The sequence below is a fragment of the Amycolatopsis sp. NPDC001319 genome (assembly GCF_042896185.1).
In the GTDB taxonomy this organism is placed as follows: domain Bacteria; phylum Actinomycetota; class Actinomycetes; order Mycobacteriales; family Pseudonocardiaceae; genus Amycolatopsis.
In genome coordinates this window covers 363,193-382,628 of record NZ_JBIAWY010000009.1, presented here as the reverse complement: position 1 = coordinate 382,628, position 19,436 = coordinate 363,193, and the positions used below count along the sequence as shown (strand labels likewise).

Annotated in this window: 19 protein-coding genes; 11 read left to right on the top strand and 8 right to left on the bottom strand. The window is 72.4% G+C overall.

The window, feature by feature from the left end:
• Positions 1-31: 31 nt before the first annotated feature.
• The 3 genes from ACFY1H_RS32975 (at position 32) to ACFY1H_RS32965 (ending at position 2,750) form a co-directional block, all read left to right on the top strand.
• Entirely contained in the window at positions 32-364 is a 333-nt protein-coding gene (locus ACFY1H_RS32975; protein ID WP_366584941.1) for a nuclear transport factor 2 family protein, read from the top strand.
• A 267-nt stretch (positions 365-631) separates the two neighbouring features.
• Positions 632-2,200: a TROVE domain-containing protein gene (locus ACFY1H_RS32970; protein WP_386952978.1), complete on the top strand. Its 1,569-nt coding sequence runs from the start codon at positions 632-634 to the stop codon at positions 2,198-2,200.
• Between the two features lie 136 nt (positions 2,201-2,336).
• Positions 2,337-2,750: a cupin domain-containing protein gene (locus ACFY1H_RS32965; RefSeq protein WP_386952975.1), complete on the top strand. Its 414-nt coding sequence runs from the start codon at positions 2,337-2,339 to the stop codon at positions 2,748-2,750.
• Between the two features lie 66 nt (positions 2,751-2,816).
• On the opposite strand, the gene ACFY1H_RS32960 is transcribed toward ACFY1H_RS32965, so the two are convergent.
• Entirely contained in the window at positions 2,817-3,293 is a 477-nt protein-coding gene (locus ACFY1H_RS32960; RefSeq protein ID WP_366585100.1) for an Rrf2 family transcriptional regulator, read from the bottom strand.
• A gap of 114 nt (positions 3,294-3,407) precedes the next feature.
• Between ACFY1H_RS32960 and ACFY1H_RS32955 the strand changes: the two genes are divergently transcribed.
• On the top strand, positions 3,408-4,301 hold the full coding sequence (locus tag ACFY1H_RS32955) for a sigma factor (protein WP_386952972.1): 894 nt from the start codon (positions 3,408-3,410) through the stop codon (positions 4,299-4,301).
• Positions 4,298-5,683, top strand: a complete 1,386-nt coding sequence (locus ACFY1H_RS32950) for a PLP-dependent aminotransferase family protein (protein WP_366584933.1) — start codon at positions 4,298-4,300, stop codon at positions 5,681-5,683. Before ACFY1H_RS32955 ends, ACFY1H_RS32950 begins: the two co-directional genes overlap by 4 nt.
• A gap of 831 nt (positions 5,684-6,514) precedes the next feature.
• Here the strand turns inward: ACFY1H_RS32950 and ACFY1H_RS32945 are convergent.
• Entirely contained in the window at positions 6,515-7,366 is an 852-nt protein-coding gene (locus ACFY1H_RS32945; RefSeq protein ID WP_386952969.1) for an NAD-dependent epimerase/dehydratase family protein, read from the bottom strand.
• A gap of 205 nt (positions 7,367-7,571) precedes the next feature.
• On the opposite strand from ACFY1H_RS32945, the gene ACFY1H_RS32940 reads away from it, so the two are divergent.
• A complete protein-coding gene (locus ACFY1H_RS32940; RefSeq protein WP_386952967.1) occupies positions 7,572-8,324 on the top strand; it encodes an SDR family oxidoreductase in 753 nt (250 codons plus the stop codon).
• Between the two features lie 10 nt (positions 8,325-8,334).
• Positions 8,335-8,748, top strand: coding sequence for a hypothetical protein (locus ACFY1H_RS32935; RefSeq protein ID WP_386952964.1), 414 nt, complete (start codon positions 8,335-8,337; stop codon positions 8,746-8,748).
• Here ACFY1H_RS32935 and ACFY1H_RS32930 read toward each other — a convergent pair.
• The 3 genes from ACFY1H_RS32930 to ACFY1H_RS32920 form a co-directional block, all read right to left on the bottom strand.
• Positions 8,735-9,730: a hypothetical protein gene (locus ACFY1H_RS32930; RefSeq protein WP_386952962.1), complete on the bottom strand. Its 996-nt coding sequence runs from the start codon at positions 9,728-9,730 to the stop codon at positions 8,735-8,737. The two genes, ACFY1H_RS32935 and ACFY1H_RS32930, sit on opposite strands and share 14 nt — an antisense overlap.
• Before the next feature lie 3 nt (positions 9,731-9,733).
• The gene (locus tag ACFY1H_RS32925) at positions 9,734-10,756 is read right to left on the bottom strand and encodes a hypothetical protein (protein ID WP_386952959.1); all 1,023 of its coding nucleotides are present in this window, start codon (positions 10,754-10,756) and stop codon (positions 9,734-9,736) included.
• Positions 10,757-10,829: 73 nt separating this feature from the next.
• Positions 10,830-11,255: a pyridoxamine 5'-phosphate oxidase family protein gene (locus ACFY1H_RS32920; RefSeq protein WP_386952957.1), complete on the bottom strand. Its 426-nt coding sequence runs from the start codon at positions 11,253-11,255 to the stop codon at positions 10,830-10,832.
• A gap of 212 nt (positions 11,256-11,467) precedes the next feature.
• On the opposite strand from ACFY1H_RS32920, the gene ACFY1H_RS32915 reads away from it, so the two are divergent.
• Entirely contained in the window at positions 11,468-13,075 is a 1,608-nt protein-coding gene (locus ACFY1H_RS32915) for an FAD-dependent monooxygenase (RefSeq protein WP_386952954.1), read from the top strand.
• Here ACFY1H_RS32915 and ACFY1H_RS32910 read toward each other — a convergent pair.
• Positions 13,036-13,734: a TetR family transcriptional regulator gene (locus tag ACFY1H_RS32910; protein ID WP_386952951.1), complete on the bottom strand. Its 699-nt coding sequence runs from the start codon at positions 13,732-13,734 to the stop codon at positions 13,036-13,038. The genes ACFY1H_RS32915 and ACFY1H_RS32910 overlap by 40 nt on opposite strands.
• Before the next feature lie 101 nt (positions 13,735-13,835).
• Between ACFY1H_RS32910 and ACFY1H_RS32905 the strand changes: the two genes are divergently transcribed.
• On the top strand, positions 13,836-14,711 hold the full coding sequence (locus ACFY1H_RS32905; RefSeq protein ID WP_386952948.1) for an SDR family NAD(P)-dependent oxidoreductase: 876 nt from the start codon (positions 13,836-13,838) through the stop codon (positions 14,709-14,711).
• Here the strand turns inward: ACFY1H_RS32905 and ACFY1H_RS32900 are convergent.
• Positions 14,689-15,870, bottom strand: coding sequence for a glycosyltransferase 87 family protein (locus tag ACFY1H_RS32900; RefSeq protein ID WP_386952945.1), 1,182 nt, complete (start codon positions 15,868-15,870; stop codon positions 14,689-14,691). The genes ACFY1H_RS32905 and ACFY1H_RS32900 overlap by 23 nt on opposite strands.
• A 749-nt stretch (positions 15,871-16,619) precedes the next feature.
• Entirely contained in the window at positions 16,620-17,270 is a 651-nt protein-coding gene (locus tag ACFY1H_RS32895; RefSeq protein WP_386952942.1) for a TetR/AcrR family transcriptional regulator, read from the bottom strand.
• Positions 17,271-17,430: 160 nt separating this feature from the next.
• Here ACFY1H_RS32895 and ACFY1H_RS32890 point away from each other — a divergent pair, with 160 nt between their 5' ends.
• Both ACFY1H_RS32890 and ACFY1H_RS32885 read left to right on the top strand, forming a co-directional pair.
• Positions 17,431-18,420 (top strand): LLM class flavin-dependent oxidoreductase, encoded by a 990-nt coding sequence (locus ACFY1H_RS32890; protein WP_386952939.1) that lies wholly within the window; start codon positions 17,431-17,433, stop codon positions 18,418-18,420.
• Positions 18,421-18,450: 30 nt separating this feature from the next.
• The gene (locus tag ACFY1H_RS32885) at positions 18,451-19,344 is read left to right on the top strand and encodes an SMP-30/gluconolactonase/LRE family protein (protein ID WP_366584907.1); all 894 of its coding nucleotides are present in this window, start codon (positions 18,451-18,453) and stop codon (positions 19,342-19,344) included.
• The last annotated feature ends 92 nt before the right edge of the window (positions 19,345-19,436 follow it).

The following is a 19,436-nucleotide window of genomic DNA, read 5'->3' as shown; positions in this document are numbered from 1 at the left end:
GGTCATCCCGATCCGACCGCAGGAGAGCCCCATGACCACCGCACTGCCGCAGGCCGTCACCGACTATCTCGCCGCGCACGAAACCCGCGACGCCGACCGCGCGCTGCCGCACTTCACGCCCGAGGCCACCGTCGCCGACGACGGCCACACCTACCACGGCGCAGCCGAAATCCGCGGCTGGCTCGAGGGCGCCGCGAGCGAGTACACCTACACCAGCACGCTGATCGCCGGCGAGCAGATCGACGAGAACCACGTCGTCGCCACGCACCACCTCGAAGGAAACTTCCCCGGCGGTGCGGTCGATCTGCACTTCCGCTTCACGCTCGACCACGGCCTGATCTCGCGGCTGGTGATCGAACCCTGAACCCGGTGCCGGAAAAACCCCGCGACACCACCGGATCCGCGCGGCTACAGTAACCGTCAAGGTTCGAGTGTGCCCGGTGCGCAGGTGACGGTTACTTCCGCTTTCAACGGGCAGGTTGCGGGTTCAAATCCCGTCACCCCGACTCGTCGGGGTGTAGCTCAATCCGGCCAGAGCAGCTAAACGTACCGTGGCCGACTTTTTCTCGGGCACACCTGAAACCGTTGCTCCCTTCTCATGACCGAGCACACAAACAGAGGGGGTCGACCCATGGCCAAGTTCAACATCCTCGGCGCCCTGCGGGCGGCCCGCTCGCCGATCTCCAGCGAGGCCGTCGCGAGCGGGCGCACCCACGAAGGCGGGGCCGGCTACGCGCGCGACGCCCAGAGCGAGCTGTTCCTGCTCGCCGTGACCAACATGGTCGGCGAGCACACCTTCTACGAGAACGCCGAGCAGCGCGACACCCGGTACGCCGAGCTCGTGCGCGCCGCGACGCTGGCCGATCCCGAGTGGACGGTGCGCTTCCTCGCGTGGCTGCGCCGGGACGCGAACCTGCGGACCGCGGCGCTGGTCGGCGCGGCCGAGTTCGCGGCGGCCCGGCGTGAGGCCGGCCTCGACGGGCTGTCGCGCCAGGTCGTGAACAGCGTGCTCCAGCGGGCCGACGAGCCCGGTGAACTGCTGGCCTACTGGACCAGCGTCCACGGCCGCACCGTGCCCAAGCCGGTGAAGCGCGGGATCGCCGACGCCGCCCAGCGCCTCTACACCGAAAGCTCCTACCTCAAGTGGGACTCCGACGCGCGCGGGTTCCGGTTCGCCGACGTCCTCGGGCTGACGCACCCCGGCCCGCGTACCGGCCGGCAGGACGCGCTGTTCGAGCACGTCCTCGACGTCCGGTTCCACGCCGACCGCGAGATCCCCGCCGCGCTGGGGACTCTCGGCGCGCACCGGGAGCTGACGGCGTGGCCGGTCGAACGGCGGCGCGAGCTGGTCGAGTCGGCCACGGCAGCCGAGACGCTGCGGCGCGCCGGGATGACGTGGGAGTCGCTCGCCGGGTGGCTCCAGGGACCGCTCACCGCGGCCGCGTGGGAGTCGATGATCCCGTCGATGGGCTACATGGCGCTGCTGCGCAACCTGCGCAACTTCGACCAGGCCGGGGTTTCCGACGAGGTGGCGCGGGCCGTCGCCACGCGGCTCGCCGACCCGGAGCAGGTGGCGCGGTCGCGGCAGCTGCCGATGCGGTTTCTGTCGGCCTACCGGGCGGCACCGTCGCTGCGGTGGGCGTGGGCGCTGGAACAGGCGATCACGCACTCGCTCGCCCACGTCCCGGTGCTGCCCGGCCGCACGCTGATCCTGGTGGACACCTCGTGGTCGATGACTTCGCGGTTCTCCAAGGACGGCACGCTGAAGCGGTGGGACGCGGCCGCGGTGTTCGGGCTCGCGCTCGGGCAGCGGTGCGAGAAGGCCGACGTCGTGTCGTTCTCCGACGACACCCGCGAGTTCCCGCTGCGGCCGCAGGAGTCGCTGCTGAAGTCGGTGGACCGCTGGACCGCCGACGGCTACTTCCTCGGCCACGGCACCGACACGCAGCTGGCCGTCGGGAAGCACGAGCGCGGCCACGACCGCGTCGTGATCCTCACCGACGAGCAGGCCGCACAAGGTGACGTCGGGATGTCCGTGCCCGCGGCCACCCCGCTGTACACGTGGAACCTCGCCGGGTACCGGCGTGGCCACTCGTCCAGCGGTGGCCGCAACCGGCACACGTTCGGCGGCCTGACCGACCAGGCCTTCCGCATGATCCCGCTGCTGGAGGCCGGGCGCGACGCCGGCTGGCCGTTCTGACCGTCGCGATCGGACGGTGGTCCCCGGTGGCCACCGTCCGATCGCGACAGTGCCGGTGGCGCGGGTCCGACCGGTACAGGAAAACGGCCCTCGAGCGGACCGGTCACGCGCGCGGACGCGGACCTAACCTCGCCGTATGATTCTTTCACCCGGCTCACGCAGCACCTACGACAACCTGCTCACGCGCACCCCGCCGTTCGTCCCGGAGGGCGCGCACTTCATGGTCGGCACCGTCTCGATCCCGCCGGGCGACCCGGGCAGCGGGCCGCACCGGCATTCCGGTCCCGTGTTCGGCTACGTGATCGAGGGCGAGATCCTCTTCGAACTCGAAGGCGAGGAGCCGTACCCGATCAAGGCCGGCGAGGCGTTCTGGGAGCCGGGCGGCGAGGTCGTGCACTACCAGGCCGGCAACCTGCGTGGGGACATCGAGAGCAAGTTCGTGGTCTGCATGGTCTGCGCGCCCGACGTGCCGATGCTCACGTTCCTCGACGACGACGAGATCCGCGAGCGCGACCACCTGCGGCACCCGAAGGCGCGCCGCTTGGCCTGACCGTCTGCTCGGCCTGTTGTCCTCCCGGCCTGCTGTCTCCGGCTCGGAGGCGGCAGGCCGTTCTCGTCAGCTGCGTCCGTAGGCCTTGCGGGCCAGCCGGGCGGCCGAGGGAGCGTGGCTGTCGGCTTCGGCCCGGATGTCGGCGATCGTCTTGGCCGCCAGCGCTTTGCGCCACTGAAGCTCGGCGTGCTGCATGGCCGAGTCGACGGCGCACTTGCGGCGGAACGCGCTCTGCGGCGCCTCCTGGCCCATCCCGTGCTGCCGGATCTCGGTGCACTGGAACGCGAACTCCCGCCCCTCGATGGCGGCGACCACGTCCATCAGCGTGATGTCCTCGGGCCGGCGCGCGAGCACGAACCCGCCGCGCGCGCCCGGCAGCGAACGCAGCAGCCCCGCGCGCACGAGGGCCTGCAGCTGCTTGTTCAGGTACGCGACGGGAAGCTCGTAGCTGGCCGCGAGGGACGCGGTGGACACCGGTTCGTCGTCGTCGAGCCACGCGAGCGACAGCAGGACGTGGACGGACCACTCGACACCCTGGTTCATCCGCACGGCCGCCACCCTAGACAATCTGGACCCCGGAAGTCAAGGTTCCGGTTGCGGGCACGGGAGCGCACCTGCCACCATCGGAATCCCCTGCAGCGCACAAGGAGCTTTGAAGTGACCGAAGTGGCCGGTGGTGGCCTGACCGACGCGGTGGCGGCGTTCGAAGCACTGCGCCCGCGCCTGTTCGGCCTCGCCTATCGGCTGCTGGGAACGGCCGCCGACGCGGAGGACGTGGTGCAGGACACGTGGATCCGCTGGCAGGGCACGGATCGCGGCGTGGTGCGCAACGCCGAGGCGTTCCTCGTCACCACCGCGAGCCGCCTGGCACTGACCGCGGCGACCTCGGCCCGGGCGCGCCGCGAGCTCTACGTCGGCCCGTGGCTGCCCGAGCCGATCCCCACCGCCGACGGCGCCGACGTCACGGTGGAGCGCGGCGAGGCACTCGAGCTGGCGGTGCTGGTGCTGCTCGAACGGCTGACGCCGCAGGAGCGCGCGGTGTACGTGCTGAAGGAGGCCTTCGACTACCCGTACCGCGACATCGCCGGGTTCCTCGACCTCAGCGAGCAGCACGCGCGGCAGCTGGGCCACCGGGCGCGGGCCCACGTGATCCGCGAACGCGGTGCGCGCGTGAGCGCGGCCGAGCGCGACCGGTTGCTGCGGGCGTTCCTCGCGGCCGCGCAGCGGGGTGATCTCGAAGGCCTGCGGAGCCTGCTGGCCGAGCACGCGGTGGCCTATTCCGACGGCGGCGGCGTGGCGACGGCCGCCCGCAAGCCGGTGTCCGGCCGCGAACGCGTGGCGCAGTACCTGGCGCGGACGGTCGGGATCCACGGACAGCAAGTCGAGACCTCCGTAGTTGCGGCGAACGGGCAGCACGTCGTGCTCGTCACCCGCGCCGGCGAACCGCTCGCGGCGTGCTGGGTGGAGGCGTCGCCGCGGGGCATCGACCAGGTCTGTTTCGTCGTGAACCCGGCGAAGCTCACCCGGCTGGCCGCGGCGGTCGCGGGGTGAGCTCGCTCGGGATCGACCTGCACCTCGAAGCCGGCGGCGAACCGCGGGCCCGTTCGATCGAGTCCGCGCTACGGGAGGCGGTGACGTCCGGGCGGCTGCCCGCCGGCACGCGCCTGCCGGGCACCCGCAGCTTGGCCGACGACCTCGGCATCGCGCGCGGCACCGTCGTCGAGGCGTACGCGCAGCTGGTGGCCGAGGGCTGGCTGGTGAGCACGACCGGGTCGGGCACGCGCGTCGCCGAAACCCGGCTCCCCCCGGCGAAGCCGGTGCCGGAGGTGGAGCCGCGCCTGCTCGACCTGCGGCCGGGGCGGCCGGACCTGAGCCTGTTCCCGCACACGTTGTGGTCGGCCAGCGTGAAACGCACGCTGGCAGCGGCCGGACCGTCCACTTTGGATTACGGCGACCCGGCGGGCTCACGGCTGCTGCGCGAAGCCGTTGCCACGTATGTGTCACGGACGCGCGGTGTCCGCGCCGAGGCCGAGGCCGTCGTGATCACGACCGGCTTCACCCACGGCCTCGCCTTGCTGGCGCGGGCAATGCGGGAGTCGGGGATGTCGGTGATCGGCACGGAGGACCCCGGCCTCGTCCACCACCGGCGCCTCATCCACGGCGCCGGGCTGGCCACCGCACCGCTTCGGGTGGGTCCTTGTGGCGCGGACCCCGCCGGGCTGGACCCGGACGTCCGCGCGGTGCTGCTCACGCCGGCCCACCAGCACCCGCGTGGCGTCGTGCTGAGCCCCGATCTGCGCACGGCCTTCCTCGACTGGGCCCGCGCCCGCGACGGCTTCGTCATCGAGGACGACTACGACGGCGAGTTCCGCTACGACAAACATCCCGTGGGCGCGCTGCAGGCCCTGGACCCGTCACGCGTGGTCTTCGCGGGCAGCACCAGCAAGTCCCTGGCGCCCGGCCTGCGCCTCGGCTGGCTCGTGCTGCCGCCGCGGCTGCGCCTCCCGGTCCTCGACGCGCTGGCCGCCACCGGCGCGTCCGTCGGCGCCCCGGACCAGCTCGCCCTCGCCGACCTCCTCCAGCGCGGCGACTACGACCGCCACGTCCGCCGCGCCCGCGCCACCTACCAGAAACGGCGCGCCGAGCTGGCCACCCGCCTCGCCACCCTCACCGACGTCCCCCTCGACGGCGTCCCCGCCGGCCTCCACGCCCTGCTCCCCCTGGCCTCCCGGCACGAGGAGAAACGCCTCGTCGACGCCGGCCTCCACTCCGGCGTCCGCCTGCTGGGCCTCCACACCTCCGGCTACTGGCACGGCGCCGACCCCCGCGCCGGCCTGATCCTCGGCTACGCCACCCCACCGCAACACTCGTGGCGCCCGGCGCTGGACACGCTGGCCGAGCTGCTGGAGGGCGCCGAGATCGCCGCTTGGTGACCCCCGTTGGGTTCGGCATTCGGCTTGCCGGCCCACCGCGAGTCTCACCTGCGGCCGTTGCCGCCGGGCCGCGGCCCACGGCGGTGCGCCGCCACGGTCCAGCTTGAAGCCGTCCGGCCACGCGCACGCCGGGCCCTTCCCGCCGATACGCCAAGCCACGCCGACGCGACCTTCTCCGAGCGGAGCCGAACGAACCAGCCCAGACCGTGCGCTGTCCGACGGGCGCTCGCCAGGGCGCAGCACGGCGGCCACGCCGACCGAACGGGCCATGCACTCTTCGCCACGCCGACCGAAACCAGGCAGTGCACCCTTCTCAACGTCACCCACGCCGACCGGAATGGGCAGTGCGCTCCTCGCCACGCCAGCCACACCGACCGGAACCGGGCATCGCACCCCTTCTCGACACCGGCCACGCCGACCGCAACAGCCGGAGCACTCTTCGCCACGCCAGCCACGCCGACCGGAACCAGGCAGCGCACCCTTCTCGACTCCACCCAGGCCGACCGGAACGGGCAGCGCGCGCTTCGCCACGCCGCCCACGCCGACCAGGACCGGGCGGCGCACCGTGCTTGACACCGGCCACGCTGACCGGAACGGCCGGGCCACGCCGGCCACGCCGACCGGAACCGGGCAGCTCACCCCTTTCCGACACCGGCCACGCCGACCGCAACAGCCGGAGCACCTTCCCCACCCCGGAGCCCAGCCGCGCCGGGCCGCACCATGCGCCGCCTCGGCGGTCACCCCAAGGTGAAGCCGTCCCACCGCACAGGGCACAGCCACGGCCGCCCCAGAGCCGAGTGCTCCGGACCGCGCCGAACGCTGCGGCCGAAGTCAGCTCTGCTTGAACCCCTCCCGCCACGAGGGCCGGCTCGGCGTCCAGCCCAGGTCCTTCCGGGCGTGGGTGTTGTCCGCGCCCCGGGCCCACGGTGTGCGCGCGGCGTCGGACCGGGCCGGGGGCGGGGCGCCGACGGAGGCGCAGAACGCCGGGACCCAGTCGTAGCCCGCCGCGGGGTCGTCGTCGCAGATGTTGGCCGGGCCGGTGGGCCAGGTGAGGGCGGCGAGGGCGGCCGAGGCGGCGTCGTCGACGTGGAGGAAGCTCGTGACGTCCGCGGTGGCCGCGAGGGTGCCGGCCGCGGCGAGCTGGGCCATGAGGGCGCCGTCGGTGTACCAGGTGCCGGGGCCGTAGAGGGTGCCGTAGCGCAGGACCACCCATTCGGGCAGTTCCGACACCGCCGTCTCCAGGTTGGCGACGCCCGACACCGAGCCGAGCCGGTCGGGGGTGCCGGCCAGGTCGAGGGGCGTCTCCTCCGGCGCGGGCGCGGCACCGGGCTCGTAGGCCCACGCGATGCTCTGCGCGACGATCCGCCGCACGCCGGCGGCCTCGGCCGCGTCGACGAGGTTGCGCGTGCCGACGGTGCGCAGGCGGGCGTTCGCGGCGCGGTCGCCCGAGCCGAGGTCGGTCAGCTGGTGCATCACGACGTCCGGCGCGGCGGCGCGGACGATCTCGGCCAGCGCGGGCGCGTCGTACACGTCGCCGAGCACGGCCGTCGCGCCGAGCGCGGTGATCCGGTCGGCAGACGCGGCGCCGCGGGCCAGCCCGGTCACCTCGTGGCCGTCGGCGAGCAGCGCCGGCACCACCCGGCGCCCGACAACGCCGGACGCACCGGCGAGGAAGATCCGCATCTTTCCCTCTCAACGATCTCGTGTGGACAACCCGGCGCGATCCAGTCAACCCGCGCCCACGCCGGACCGGTAGTCCACTTCGCCCCCACACCGCTGGACCGGTTCGCGGCACCCGGAGGTGTGGATCACACGCCGGCCTGTCACGTTCGCCGGACCTGCGCAGTCTGCACAGTGATCCACACCCGAGACGAAATGAGGCAAACCGATGCGAGTGGCTGTCGCCGGCGGGACCGGGCTGATCGGCGCGCTGGTGGTGCGGAAGCTGACCGAGGCCGGGCACGAGCCGGTGGTGCTGGCGCGTTCGCGGGGCGTCGACCTGACGACCGGTACCGGCCTGGCCGGCAAGCTCGACGGCTGCGAAGAGGTCGTCGACGTCACCAACGTCATGTCGGTGCGCAGGAAGCCCGCGGTCGGGTTCTTCGCCGCCGCCACGCGCAACCTCCTCGACGCCGCCGCGACGGCCGGGGCGCGGCACGTGATCGCGCTCTCGATCGTCGGCGTGGACGACGTCGACCTCGGCTACTACTTCGGCAAGCGCAAGCAGGAGGAGCTGGTCCGCACCGGCCCGGTCCCGTGGACGATCCTGCGGGCCACGCAGTTCCACGAGTTCCCGGAGCCCCTTGTGGACGGTGCCCGCGGGCCGTTCGTCGTGGTGCCGCAAGAACTTTCCCAGCCGGTCTCGGCGGACGAGGTCGCCGGCGCGCTGGTCGCGCAGGTCGGGCAGGAGCCGGGCGGCTACGTGCGGCCGCTCGCCGGACCCGAGCAGCTGCAGATGGCCGACATGGCCCGCCGGCTGGTCAAGGCCCGCGGGTCCCGCAAAATCGTGCTGCCGGTGCGCCTGCCGGGCGCGGTCGGCAAGGCCATGACCGGCGGCGCGTTGCTCCCGCGCGAGGACTACGCCCGGGGCGAGCGCACGTTCGCCGAGTACCTGCGCCGCGTCGCGAACCGACTGTCCTGAAAGGACTCCCGTGAACACCCTCGCCATCCGGGCCGCCCTGGTGATCCCGTTCCTCGACGAACTGGTCGTCGGCGGCTGGAACCAGCTCTTCCCCGAAAGCTTCTACACGACGTTTCCCACGGTGGACCTGAACCCGCCGTTCAGCGAGCACTTCGCCCGCGACTTCGGCGGCGCGACGCTGGCCGTCGCGCTGATGCTCGGCATCGCGCTGGTCAAGCCGAAGACGCACTACGTCGTGCCTGCCGCGGCGGCGTTCTCGCTCTTCGCCGTGCCGCACTTCTTCTTCCACCTGTTCGACACGCACCCGCCGGTGATGTGGCAGGCCGTCGTGCTCACCACCGCCAACGCCGTGGTCGCGATCCTCGGCCTGGCCGCGATCGTCTTCGCCGTGCTGCGGGACCGGCGCGCCGCTACTCCGGCTTAGCCCGGTACGGGTCGAGCGCGTCGGTCGGCCCGGTGCCGACGAACTCGACGGCCGCCCGCCACATCTCGCGCTCGTCCGCCAGCCGCGCGGGCAGCGTGAACCCCATCGCGGTGGCGAGCGGCGCGCGGCCGAGGTCGACCATCGCGCGGACGGCGCCGGCCCACTCGTCCGTGGCCACCACGGCCACCCGGTACCAGACGACCGCCAGCACCAGCAGGCCCACCAGCGCCCCGCCCGTCACCCAGGGCAGCTCCGCCCGGCCCGCGATGAGGTCGACAGCCGCGGCCACCGCGACGAGCACGTGGCCGCAGAGCAGGCTGACGAAGAAGTCGACGTTGGTCCGCCCGTCCTCCACCTGCTTGCGGACGGGTTCGGGCACCACGGCGTTGAGCTCGTGCCAGAGCACCTGCGAATCGAGCCGGTACCGGTGGTGGCCGTACTCCTCGAACCGCCGGATCGCGTTGCCCAGCCGCGTGGCGGCGACCTGCTGGTCGTCGAGCGGGTAGCGGTGCAGGCGCTCGGCGAGCAGGGCGTGCCAGACCGGGCCCTTGCGCAGGTCCCGCTCGAGGCAGGGCCCGAGGACCGGGTGTGCCCGGAACGCCGCCAGCGTCGCCCGGTCCTCCTCCGGCAGCCGGCCTTCCCGGCGGGACAACGTCACCGCGTCGACCCGGTTGCGCAACAGGTGCATCCGCGCGACCTGCCGGCGGCGCCGCCCGCGGAACACCCAGCCCGGCCACGCGAAGTACCCCTCGAGGACGCGGTAGAGCGGCGTCTGCAGCGCCGCCAGCACCAGTCCGAGCACGGCCGTGGCCAGCAACCCCGCGACGGCCGCCCACCCCGCGTCCACGCTCAACGCCCCGACCCGCCTCGGCCCCGGCGCCACGACGAACCCGAACACCACAACGTTGATCAGGCTCGGCAGGATCCACCCGACCAGCAAGGCGCGGGCGCCCCCGAGGGCGCCTTGAAGAATCCCGGTCATGCCTTACCCGCGCCCCCGCAGCCGCCGCAGCAACCGCCGCCACCCGGGCTCGCGCACGTCGCCGAAAGGCCCGGGCACCCTCGACCGTCCGCCACTTCCGTCGGCGACGTCGTACACGTCCGGCTCAAGCGGCGGCCCCGGCGGCGCCCCGCTACCCCACGGCTGCGGCGATTGCGGCGGCGCCCACGTCGGCGGCAGCGCGAACGTCGGCCCCGGCGGCGGCGAACTCTCCGGCTCCAACAGCCCGTCGTCTCGCAGCGGCTGCCGCGCAAACGGCGGTTCCGGCGGCGGTCCGCCGTACGTCGAGCCGCTCTCGACGAAGGCGGGCCCGGGCGGAGAACCACCCTGCTGGCTCTGATTCCACGGTTGTGGCCACGGCTCCTCAAGCGGATCCGCCGCGCCGCCCGGCGAAAACGCCGATTCCGACGACGGTCCGCTTTCAGCCGGGGAGTTCTCGAAGAACGCCGGCCCGGGTGGCTGGCCGCCCTGCATTCCGCCGTAATACTGATCCTCCGCTCGAGGACGCGGCTCCTCGGGCGGCCGTTCGCCAACCGACGAAAACGCCGGCCCCGGCGGCTGCCCACCGTAATGTTCCTGGTTCTGCCCGCGAAAGCTCGATTCGTCACGCAGATCGCCGTCGACCGACGAAAACGCCGGCCCTGGCGGCTGCGCGCCGTAAGCGCCACCTTCCGCCCAACGTGACGAATAGGGGTCGGGCGGCTCGCCGGGCTGAGTGCCGTAATCGATGTCGCCCGGCCACGACGGCGTGCCCGCCGTACCGGACAGCCCGCCGTAAGGAGGGTCGTCGTCGAGGAAGGGTGGACCCGGTGGCTGGACACCCTGTTGGCCGCCGCCGGGTCGCGGCGTCGAACCGCCCAGGGGTTCGACGCCGAACTGAAGGCCGCCGACGGAAAGGGATCCCGACGGTGGCGTCGGTGCGTCAGGTGCACCGAATCGCGGTGAGTCCTCGCCGGGGGCACTGGGAACGCCGGGATCCGCAGGTTCGTCCTTGTCCGACGTCGTCATCCGCCGCCCCTGTCGTCGCGTGAGCCCGTTCACCATAGTGGGAAAGCGGCTCGAACGAGTGGTTACCGCGAAATCAGGCCGGCCCCAGATCGGACGAGAACCAGTGTTGCGGCCGCATCGAAATCACGATGTGCTCGCCGATGTGGGTTCGCTCGAAGTCCAGGAAGGGCGTGACTTTCTCCGGCCGCAGGTACCGCGACACCATTTCCCGCGTTTGCCCGTCGGAACTGGGTCCGGTACCGGTGACCGGTCCTTCCACCGAGACGTAGCGGACAGTGGGCGAGATTCGTTGCGCCATCAAGGTGAACCGTCCGGTCGCCGCGATCGCGCGGGCTTTGCGCGTGTCCGGCGGCGTGCGGATCCACAGCTCGCCACCCGGCGTGTACTGGTACCAGATGGGCACGACGAGGGGCGCGCGGTCGGGGCGTTCGACCACCGACAACGCGCCGACGTGCGGCTCGGCCAGGAACTGTTCGCGCATTTCCACTGTCAGCACCATGACACCGCACGCTACGCGAGGGGCCCGACAAAAACCGGCGCACCACCCGTCACAAGTCCATTGTGGACTCAGGGAAAAAATCCGATCGAGACAACCCTGTAACGCTCTTGAAAGCCACCACGACAGAACTGGGGTAGCCCTTTCGCAACGCCGAGAGGAACGGGGAAAATGACACTGATCAGAACAGACGACCGCGACCTGACGCTCGCTCCGTGACCGCGTCCGGGCAGGACACCGTGCTGGTCGTGGGGGCCGGCCCGGTGGGCCTGACCGCCGCCGCGGAACTGGTGCGCCAGGGCGCGCGCGTGCGGGTGGTCGAGCAGCTGGCCGAGCCCACCACGCAGTCCCGCGCAGTGGTCGTGCACCCGCGCACGCAGGAGCACCTGGCCGCCATGGGCGTGCTCGCGCCGCTGGAGCGCGAGGCGTCCGCCATGACCGCGCTGGAGCTCTACGCCGGGCGTGACCCGAAGCAGCCCACGGTGCGGCTGGGCACCGAGCACCTCGCCACCCGCTACCGCCGCATCCTCGACCTCGCCCAGCCGCGGACCGAGGCGCTGCTCGCCGAACACGCGGCCAACCTGGGCGTGCGGGTCGAACGCGGCGTGACGCTGGAGAGCCTCGAACAGGACTCGACGGGCGTCACGGCCACCTTCACCTCGGCGGCCGGGCGTGACCGGTCCCGCTACGCCTGGGTCGTCGGCGCCGACGGCGGGCACAGCACCACGCGCACGGCCGTCGGCACGCGGATCGAGGGCGTGTTCGAAGGTCAACATTTCTTGTTCGCCGATGTCGCCGCCGAGTCCGAACGCTCACCCGACACCGTGCGGATGTTCGCGCACCCCGACGGCATCGGCGGCGTGTTCCCGATGCCCGAGGGCCGCACGCGCCTGTTGTTCGAAGTCGAACGCCCGGCGCCCGGCGCGGTCCCGACGATCGCCGAGACACAACAGCTCGTCGACCAGCGCGCGGGCGGCGCGTGGCGGGTGACCGACGCCCACTGGCTCACCTACTTCGAGATCCACCACGGCCAGGTGCCCCGCTACCGCCACGGCCGCGTGCTGCTGGCCGGCGACGCCGCGCACATCCACAGCCCCGCCGGCGGCCAGGGCATGAACACCGGCATCCACGACGCGGTCAACCTCGCGTGGAAGCTCGCGCTGGTCACGACCGGCCGCGCCGATCCCGCGCTGCTCGATTCCTACCACGCCGAACGCCACCGGGTCGGCGCGTCCGTGGTCAAGCAGACCACGCGCATGACCGACGTGATGACGGTCAACGGCCCCGAACGCGGCCTGCGCAACCTCGCGCTGTTCCTGGTCGGGCACCTCCCGCCCGTGCGAGAGGAGCTGATCACCGGCATCGCCGAGGTCGACATCCACTACCGCGGCAGCCCCATCGTCACCGGCCGCGCGACCTCACGACGGCACCCGCACCCCGGCGACCACGCGCCCGACCTGCCCGGCCTGCGCACCGCCGACGGCACGCCGACCTCACTCGACGAGCTGCTGCGCCGGCCCGGCCACCTGCTCCTCACGAGCGTCCAGGACAACGCGGTGCTCGACGAGTACCGCGCGGCCCTGGCCGGGCTCGGCACGGTCGTGCCCATCGGCTCCGGCGGCCTCGGTGCGCTCCACGACCCGGACGGCTCGTTCACCGATCGCTACGGCACCGGCGAGAGCGGCTTCGCCCTCATCCGGCCCGACGGTTACCTCGGCCTCATCACGCGTGCGGGAACTCCCGAAAAGCTGTCCGAATACGCACAACTGGTGATGCACGGCTCTCAGGCGTCAGTGGCCGGTGGTAAGTCCCGCACATCCTGAAGCCCGGCGCCCGGCGCGCCGGCGAGCCCGGTGCACGTCGCGGCCAGCAGCCGGGTCAGCGTCGGGACGAAGTCACCGGGGCCGACGATCGACAGCGACGCGTCGGCCCGGTACGCGGCGGCGAGCTCGGACCCGGGATGGGTGACCTGCCACAGCGTGGCAGCGAGGGCGTTGGCCGCGGTGACGACGTCGATCGCCGCCGCGGCAAGGGAAGGCGCCGCGGCCGCGATGGCCGCCGTCAGGACGTCGATCGCCGCGCGGCTGGTCCGCTTGAACTCCACGACGTGGTCGACGTCGACGTCGTGCTCCAGGTGCAGCGGGACGTTGGCGAACAGGTCGCACAGCAACGGATCGGCGGCCAGGCACGCGACGAGCACCTCCGCCAGCTCCCCCGGTGAGACCGTGCGGCCTCGAAGCTCTTCGGCGACCGTGTCCGCCCAGGTCGCCCAGCCGTCCGCCGCGAGCCGCAGCAGCACGTGCTTGTGCGAGGGGAAGTAGCGGCGCATCGCGGAATGGTGCACGCCGACCTGGTCGGCGATCGCCGTCAGCGTGACCGACGCGACGCCCCGCTCCCGCGCGAGCGTGCGGGCCGCGTCCACCAGGGCTTCCGCGCGCTGACGCTTGCTCTCGGGCGAACGCGCGCGCTGGAAGGAAGTCACCGCTCCAGCATAACGCACGCCATGTGCGTTGACAGGACGAGTGCGGCGAGGCTAGCTTCGCGATTAACGCACACAGTGTGCGTAACTGTCAGGAGGCTTCCATGACCAGCAAGGTTCTCCTCGTCACCGGCACCACGTCCGGGATGGGCCGCACGATCGCGCTCGACGCGGCGGCGGCCGGGTACACCGTCGTGGCCACCGGGCGCGACGAGCAGCGCATGACCGAACTCGCGGAGGACGCCAAGGCGCGCGGCGTCGAGCTCGACATCCGGTTCCTCGAGATCACCGACCACCCGGCCGTCTACGCGCTGATCGACGACGTCGCCCGAACCCACGGCCACCTCGACGCCGTGGTCTCCCAGGCCGGCGGCATCTTCGCCCTCGGCACGGCGGAGCAGATCACGATGGACGGCTTCCGCTTCGTCCTCGAGACGAACTTCTTCGGCAACCTCGCCGTCATCAAGGCGGCGCTGCCGCACCTGCGCGCGAGCAAGGGCCGGCTGATTGTCACGACCAGCGCCAACGGGTTGGTCGGCGCGCCGTACAACGACGCGTACGCGGCTTCGAAGTTCGCGCTCGAGGGAGCTGTCGAGTCGCTCGCGCCCGTCGTCGCGCGCTACGGCGTGCGGACCACCATCGTGGAGCCCGGGCCGGTGGCCACCGACGTGATGGCCCCGCGGCGCTTCGAAAAGCTGCTGCCCACCGACGTAGTGGAGAACAACCCGTACCCCGAGCCGTGGGACTTCCTGTCCCGCGTGATCGGCAACACCGGCGGCGTGCAGGCGGTCGAGGAGGTCGGCCCGCAGATCCTCGACCTGCTCGGGCAGGAGAACCCGCCGCTGCGGTTCCAGACCGCGCAGTGGGCCCGGGACTTCGTCGCGCCGAAGCTGTCCGCGGACCTGGACGGCCGGAAGGTCTACGAGGCTTCGGAGGCGTACATCGGCCTCGCCGGGCTCACTGAACCAGGGGCGGGGTGAGCGCGCGGCGGTGGCGCGTGGCGAACTGCCACACGAGGAAACCCAGTGCCAGCAACAGGTAACTGTTGCCGATCACGTGCTCCAGCGGTCCCCAGGACAGCTCGCGGAAGTCGTTGTTCGGCAACAGCGAATGCGGCGCGACGATGAAGATCGCGACCACCGCCGCCAGGCCGGCCACCGCGCGGCCGGTCGTGGCGCGGGCGGCCAGGACGATCGTCGCGGGGACGATCCAGACCCAGTGGTGCGACCACGAGATGGGTGAGCACACGAGGACCGCGGCGGCGTTGAGGAGGAAGGCGACCGGTTCGTCGGCCCGGCGCATGGCCGCCGCGGCGAGGAGCAGCGCGGCCAGGGTCCCCGCGGCGACCAGGACGAGTGTGGGCGTCGCGGGGAGGCCGAAGCGGTGGACGGCACCCTGGATGGTCTGGTTGGTGGCGAAGATCGAGCCGCTCATGCCCGACGCCCCGGTCAGCCCGCCGCCGAACCAGTAGGCCGCGGAAGCCTGGGGGGCCACCACAAAACCCACCGCACCCGCGGCGACAAACGTGACGAGCGCGGTGCCGAGCGCGCGGAAGTCCTTCTTCAGCAAGAAAAACAGCAGAAACCCGGCCGGCGTGATCTTCACGGCCGCGGCCAGGCCCACCAGCACCCCGCGCGGCAGACGGGTTTTCGGTCCCAGGCAGTCGATCACGACCAGCGCCATGAGCACGAGGTTGACCTGCCCGAACCACAGCGTCTCCCGCACCGGCTCGAACGCCAGCGACGCCGCCCCGACCACGACCGCGGCCAGCACCGCCGTCCGCCTCCCGGCGCGCGGCCGCACGACGACGTACACCGTCGCGCCGAGGGCGGTCAGCGAAATCGCCAGCATCAGGACGGCCGCCACCGGCGTGGGCACCGCGGCCGGCACGAGGAACAGGATCGCGGCGAACGGAGGGTAGATGAACGGCAACGTCATGCCCGACCGCGTCGGCGGCAGCGGGCCGTAGAGGTCGCGCCCGTGCGCCAGCGCCTGCGCGCCGAGGCGGTAGACCTCCAGATCCACCGGCCACAGCGTGCACACGATCGCGAGCACCCCCGCCACGAACACGACCGCCGCCGCCACGAGCACCACCACCGCCCCCCGGCGCGCGGCCGCCTCCTCGAACAGTTGCTTCACCACTCCGGCCGGCGTCGCGTGCCCCCCAGGGCCTCGGAACGTGATCACCCCGTGATCATCCACGGCGCGTGATCGTTTCACCAAATCGGGGGGCGGTTCGTCACGCTCTGAAGCCGCTGCGCCCCGGCCCGCGCCACCATGGCCGGCCGGAGGCGGTGGCCGCCCCGGGCCTTGGTCGGCGCCGGAATCCCCGGCGGCTCAGGTGAATCGGCCCTCGGGCCGGTCGCCCCACGACTCGCCGGGCACCCGCACCCCGACAGGCGCCGACCCAGGCTTGCACTGCAGTCTCCGACCCGGTCCTGGAAACAGCCTCCCCGTACATGCTCGGCCCCTCGAGCCGGTCGCCCCACCCCGCACCCCGCCGGGTGCTGGCCCCGGCCGGCACTGCAGTCCCCCACTCATTCCCGGAAACCCGCCGCCCCGCCGCACAAGCTCGGCCCCTCAGTCCCGTGCCATCACCCGAGCCACGGTCGCCCGCCTGCGTGCAATGCCTCTCGGCGCGATAGCCCTCCTGCCACTCCAGGAAAATCGCTGCCCAACCGGGATATCCGCGCGAGCACGATGCCGTTTACTCGGCCCTCTTCGGCCCTCTATGGCGGACCAGTCCACGGTTGCGCCCAACGCATTCCGGCCGGGTCGACAGTGCGCACGGCCGCTGGCATCAGCCCCGCCCGGCGCGGGGAGGTAAGGCTTCCACTGCCAGAAAATTGCAGCCCGCACGCGGGCGGCGCGGTCCGGACCACTCCGGATCAGCGGCCGCGGCGTGTGGCGGCCGCCGAGACCATCCCGAGGGCCAGGTCCGCGTAGTACTCCCCCAGCTCCTCGGGCGAGTCCGCCCCGTCGAGGCGGTACCAGCGGACCAGGTCGACGCCCAGCGAGAGGATGGCGCGGACGAGGCGGTGGGCGTCGGCGGGTGGGAAGGGGCCGAGGGCGGGGCCGTGAGTGAGGGCGTCGTGGAAGATCGCGGTGGACTGGTGGCGCAGGCCGACGATGGCGTCGTAGTGCGTGGGGGTCAGGGCGCCCAGTTCGTACTGGCTGACGCGGGCGGCGACGTGGTGGCGGGCGTGCCACGAGACGAAGGCGGCGACGAGGGCGCGCAGGTGCTCGGCGGGGTCCGCGTGGGGCGGGACGCGGTTGAGCGCATCGAGTGAACTTTTGTGCCCGGCGCGGGTGATCTCGAAAAGCACTTCCTCCTTGGAGCTGAAGTGCACGTACAGCGCGGCGGGCGAGAGGCCGGCCGCGGCGGTGATGTCCCGGGTCGTGGTGGCGTGGAAGCCCTGGGCGGCGAAGCAGCGCACGCCGCCGGTGAGCAGGCCGCGCGCGGCTTTGCCGAAGCCGGCGTCCCAGAGGCCGAGCGAGTCGTCCGCCAGGTCGGGGAGCGCGGATCGCTGGGCGCTCATCGGGGGTCCTTTCCGGGTCGGAGGCGCTGGAGGGCTGCCCTTGCTCCGCCCCAAGGGTGTGTGTATCGTCCCACACCACCAGCGATTATGACTATGCGCTTAGTCATTGTCCCAGGTAGACGTTCTGCCGCGATCCGCCGTCGATCGGGAGGAGGACACCGTGGACGTGTCCTGCGCGTTCCCCACCGCCCTGGACTCTCCGGACCACATCGCACTGGCCGAGCGACTCGGCTACCACCGGGCCTGGGTGTACGACACACCCCAGCAAAGCCCCGACGTGTGGATGACCCTCGCCCTCGCCGCCGACCGCACCGAGCGCATCGGCCTCGGCCCGGGTGTGCTCGTGCCCAGCCTGCGCCACCCCATGGTCAACGCCGCCGCCACGGCGACCCTCGCCGCGCTCGCCCCCGGCCGCGTGGCGGTCGCGTTCGGCACCGGGTTCTCCGGCCGCCGCGCGATGGGCTACGGCGCCGTGCGCTGGGCGTTCATGGAATCCTACCTGCGCGCGTACCGCGGCCTGCTGCGCGGCGAAATCGTGGAGTGGGAAGGCGCGCAGATGCGGATGCTGCACCCCGACGGCCACGCCCCGGCGCGGCCCGTCGACGTGCCGATCCTCGTCGGCGCGCTCGGTCCCAAGGGCAACAAGGTCGCCACCGAGCTCGGCGACGGCCTGTTCGCCACGCTGCAGACGCCCGAGTTCATGAAGGACCACCCCTGGGTCGCCTTCCTCGAATGGGGCACCGTGCTCGACGAGGGTGAGCCCACCGATTCCGCCCACGCGCGCTCGGCCGCCGGCCCGGGCTGGGCGCTGTCCTTCCACGGCGCCTACGAGTTCGGCGGTCCCGACGCGGTGCGCACCCTGCCCGGCGGGGCCGAATGGCTCGAGGTGGTGGAGAAAACACCCGAGGAACACCGGCACCTCACCATCCACTCAGGACACTGCGTCGACCTCAACGAAGCCGACGGCGCCGCCTGGCAGGCCGGCGGCAGCGCCACGCTGCGCGAGGTGACGCTGAGCGGAACCCGCGCCGAGGTCCGCCGCAAGATCGACGACTACGCCTCGCGCGGCGTCACCGAGATCGTCTTCCAGCCGTGCGGGTCCGACGTCCGGGGCGAGCTCGAGCGTTTCCTCGACGCCGCCGCCGGCTGACCCGAAACCCACACCGTCCCCAGGGGAATCATGAGCCGCGAAACGACCACCGTCCTAGAAGGACTGTCCTACCTGGAGTGCCCGCGCTGGCACGAGGGCCGCATCTGGTTCTCCGACTTCTACACCTACCGCGTGTGCTCGGCGGCCGAGGACGGCACCGACCTGCGCACGGAAGCCGAGGTCCCGCAGCAGCCGTCGGGCCTCGGCTGGCTGCCCGACGGCCGGCTCCTGGTCGTGTCGATGCGCGACCGCCTGCTGCTGCGCCGCGAACCGGACGGCACGCTCGTGCCCCACGCCGACCTGTCGGGCCACGTCAAGGGCCACCCCAACGACATGGTCGTCGACGCCCGCGGCCGCGCGTTCGTCGGCGAGTTCGGCTTCGACCTGATGGGCGGCGCCCCGCTCGAATCCGCGTCGCTGCTGCGGGCCGACCCGGACGGCACCGTCACCACCGTCGCGCAGGACCTGTGGTTCCCCAACGGAAGCGTGCTCACCGACGACGGCGTGCTCCTGGTCAACGAGACCTTCGGCAACCGCGTCACGGCGTTCGACGTCGCCGGCGACGGGTCCCTGACCAACCGCCGGATCTGGGCGCAGTTCGGCGACGTGCCGACCGGCGAGGACCTCCCGGCCGCGCTCGCGCAGATCGTCGTCGGCGCCGACGGCTGCTGCCTCGACGCCGAGGGCGCGCTCTGGATCGCCGACGCCGTCGGCGCCCGCGTGATCCGCGTGCGCGAGGGCGGCGAGATCACCGACGAGATCCCCACGGGCACCGGCGTGTTCGCCTGCATGCTCGGCGGCACCGACGGCCGCACGCTGTTCATGTGCACCGCGCCGGACTTCGACGAGAACGCCCGGAAGAACGCCCGCGAAGGCCGCCTCGCCGCGGCTCGCGTGGACGTGCCGCACGCCGGTCTTCCTTGATCCGTCACGGTTCCGGCCACGTTCGCCGAGCGCCAGGCACAGCGATGACGTACAACCACAGCGTCATCCGACGGGCGCGGTGAACAGGGGCC

Excerpts from the sequence above, each read along its gene's own strand:
- ACFY1H_RS32885 (WP_366584907.1), top strand. The coding sequence starts at position 18,451 with ATGAGCCGCGAAACGACCACCGTCCTAGAAGGACTGTCCTACCTGGAG.
- ACFY1H_RS32930 (WP_386952962.1), bottom strand. The coding sequence starts at position 9,730 with ATGACCGGGATTCTTCAAGGCGCCCTCGGGGGCGCCCGCGCCTTGCTG.
- ACFY1H_RS32970 (WP_386952978.1), top strand. The coding sequence starts at position 632 with ATGGCCAAGTTCAACATCCTCGGCGCCCTGCGGGCGGCCCGCTCGCCG.
- ACFY1H_RS32920 (WP_386952957.1), bottom strand. The coding sequence starts at position 11,255 with ATGGTGCTGACAGTGGAAATGCGCGAACAGTTCCTGGCCGAGCCGCAC.
- ACFY1H_RS32940 (WP_386952967.1), top strand. The coding sequence starts at position 7,572 with ATGCGAGTGGCTGTCGCCGGCGGGACCGGGCTGATCGGCGCGCTGGTG.
- ACFY1H_RS32965 (WP_386952975.1), top strand. The coding sequence starts at position 2,337 with ATGATTCTTTCACCCGGCTCACGCAGCACCTACGACAACCTGCTCACG.
- ACFY1H_RS32895 (WP_386952942.1), bottom strand. The coding sequence starts at position 17,270 with ATGAGCGCCCAGCGATCCGCGCTCCCCGACCTGGCGGACGACTCGCTC.
- ACFY1H_RS32945 (WP_386952969.1), bottom strand. The coding sequence starts at position 7,366 with ATGCGGATCTTCCTCGCCGGTGCGTCCGGCGTTGTCGGGCGCCGGGTG.
- ACFY1H_RS32925 (WP_386952959.1), bottom strand. The coding sequence starts at position 10,756 with ATGACGACGTCGGACAAGGACGAACCTGCGGATCCCGGCGTTCCCAGT.
- ACFY1H_RS32975 (WP_366584941.1), top strand. The coding sequence starts at position 32 with ATGACCACCGCACTGCCGCAGGCCGTCACCGACTATCTCGCCGCGCAC.
- ACFY1H_RS32960 (WP_366585100.1), bottom strand. The coding sequence starts at position 3,293 with ATGAACCAGGGTGTCGAGTGGTCCGTCCACGTCCTGCTGTCGCTCGCG.
- ACFY1H_RS32905 (WP_386952948.1), top strand. The coding sequence starts at position 13,836 with ATGACCAGCAAGGTTCTCCTCGTCACCGGCACCACGTCCGGGATGGGC.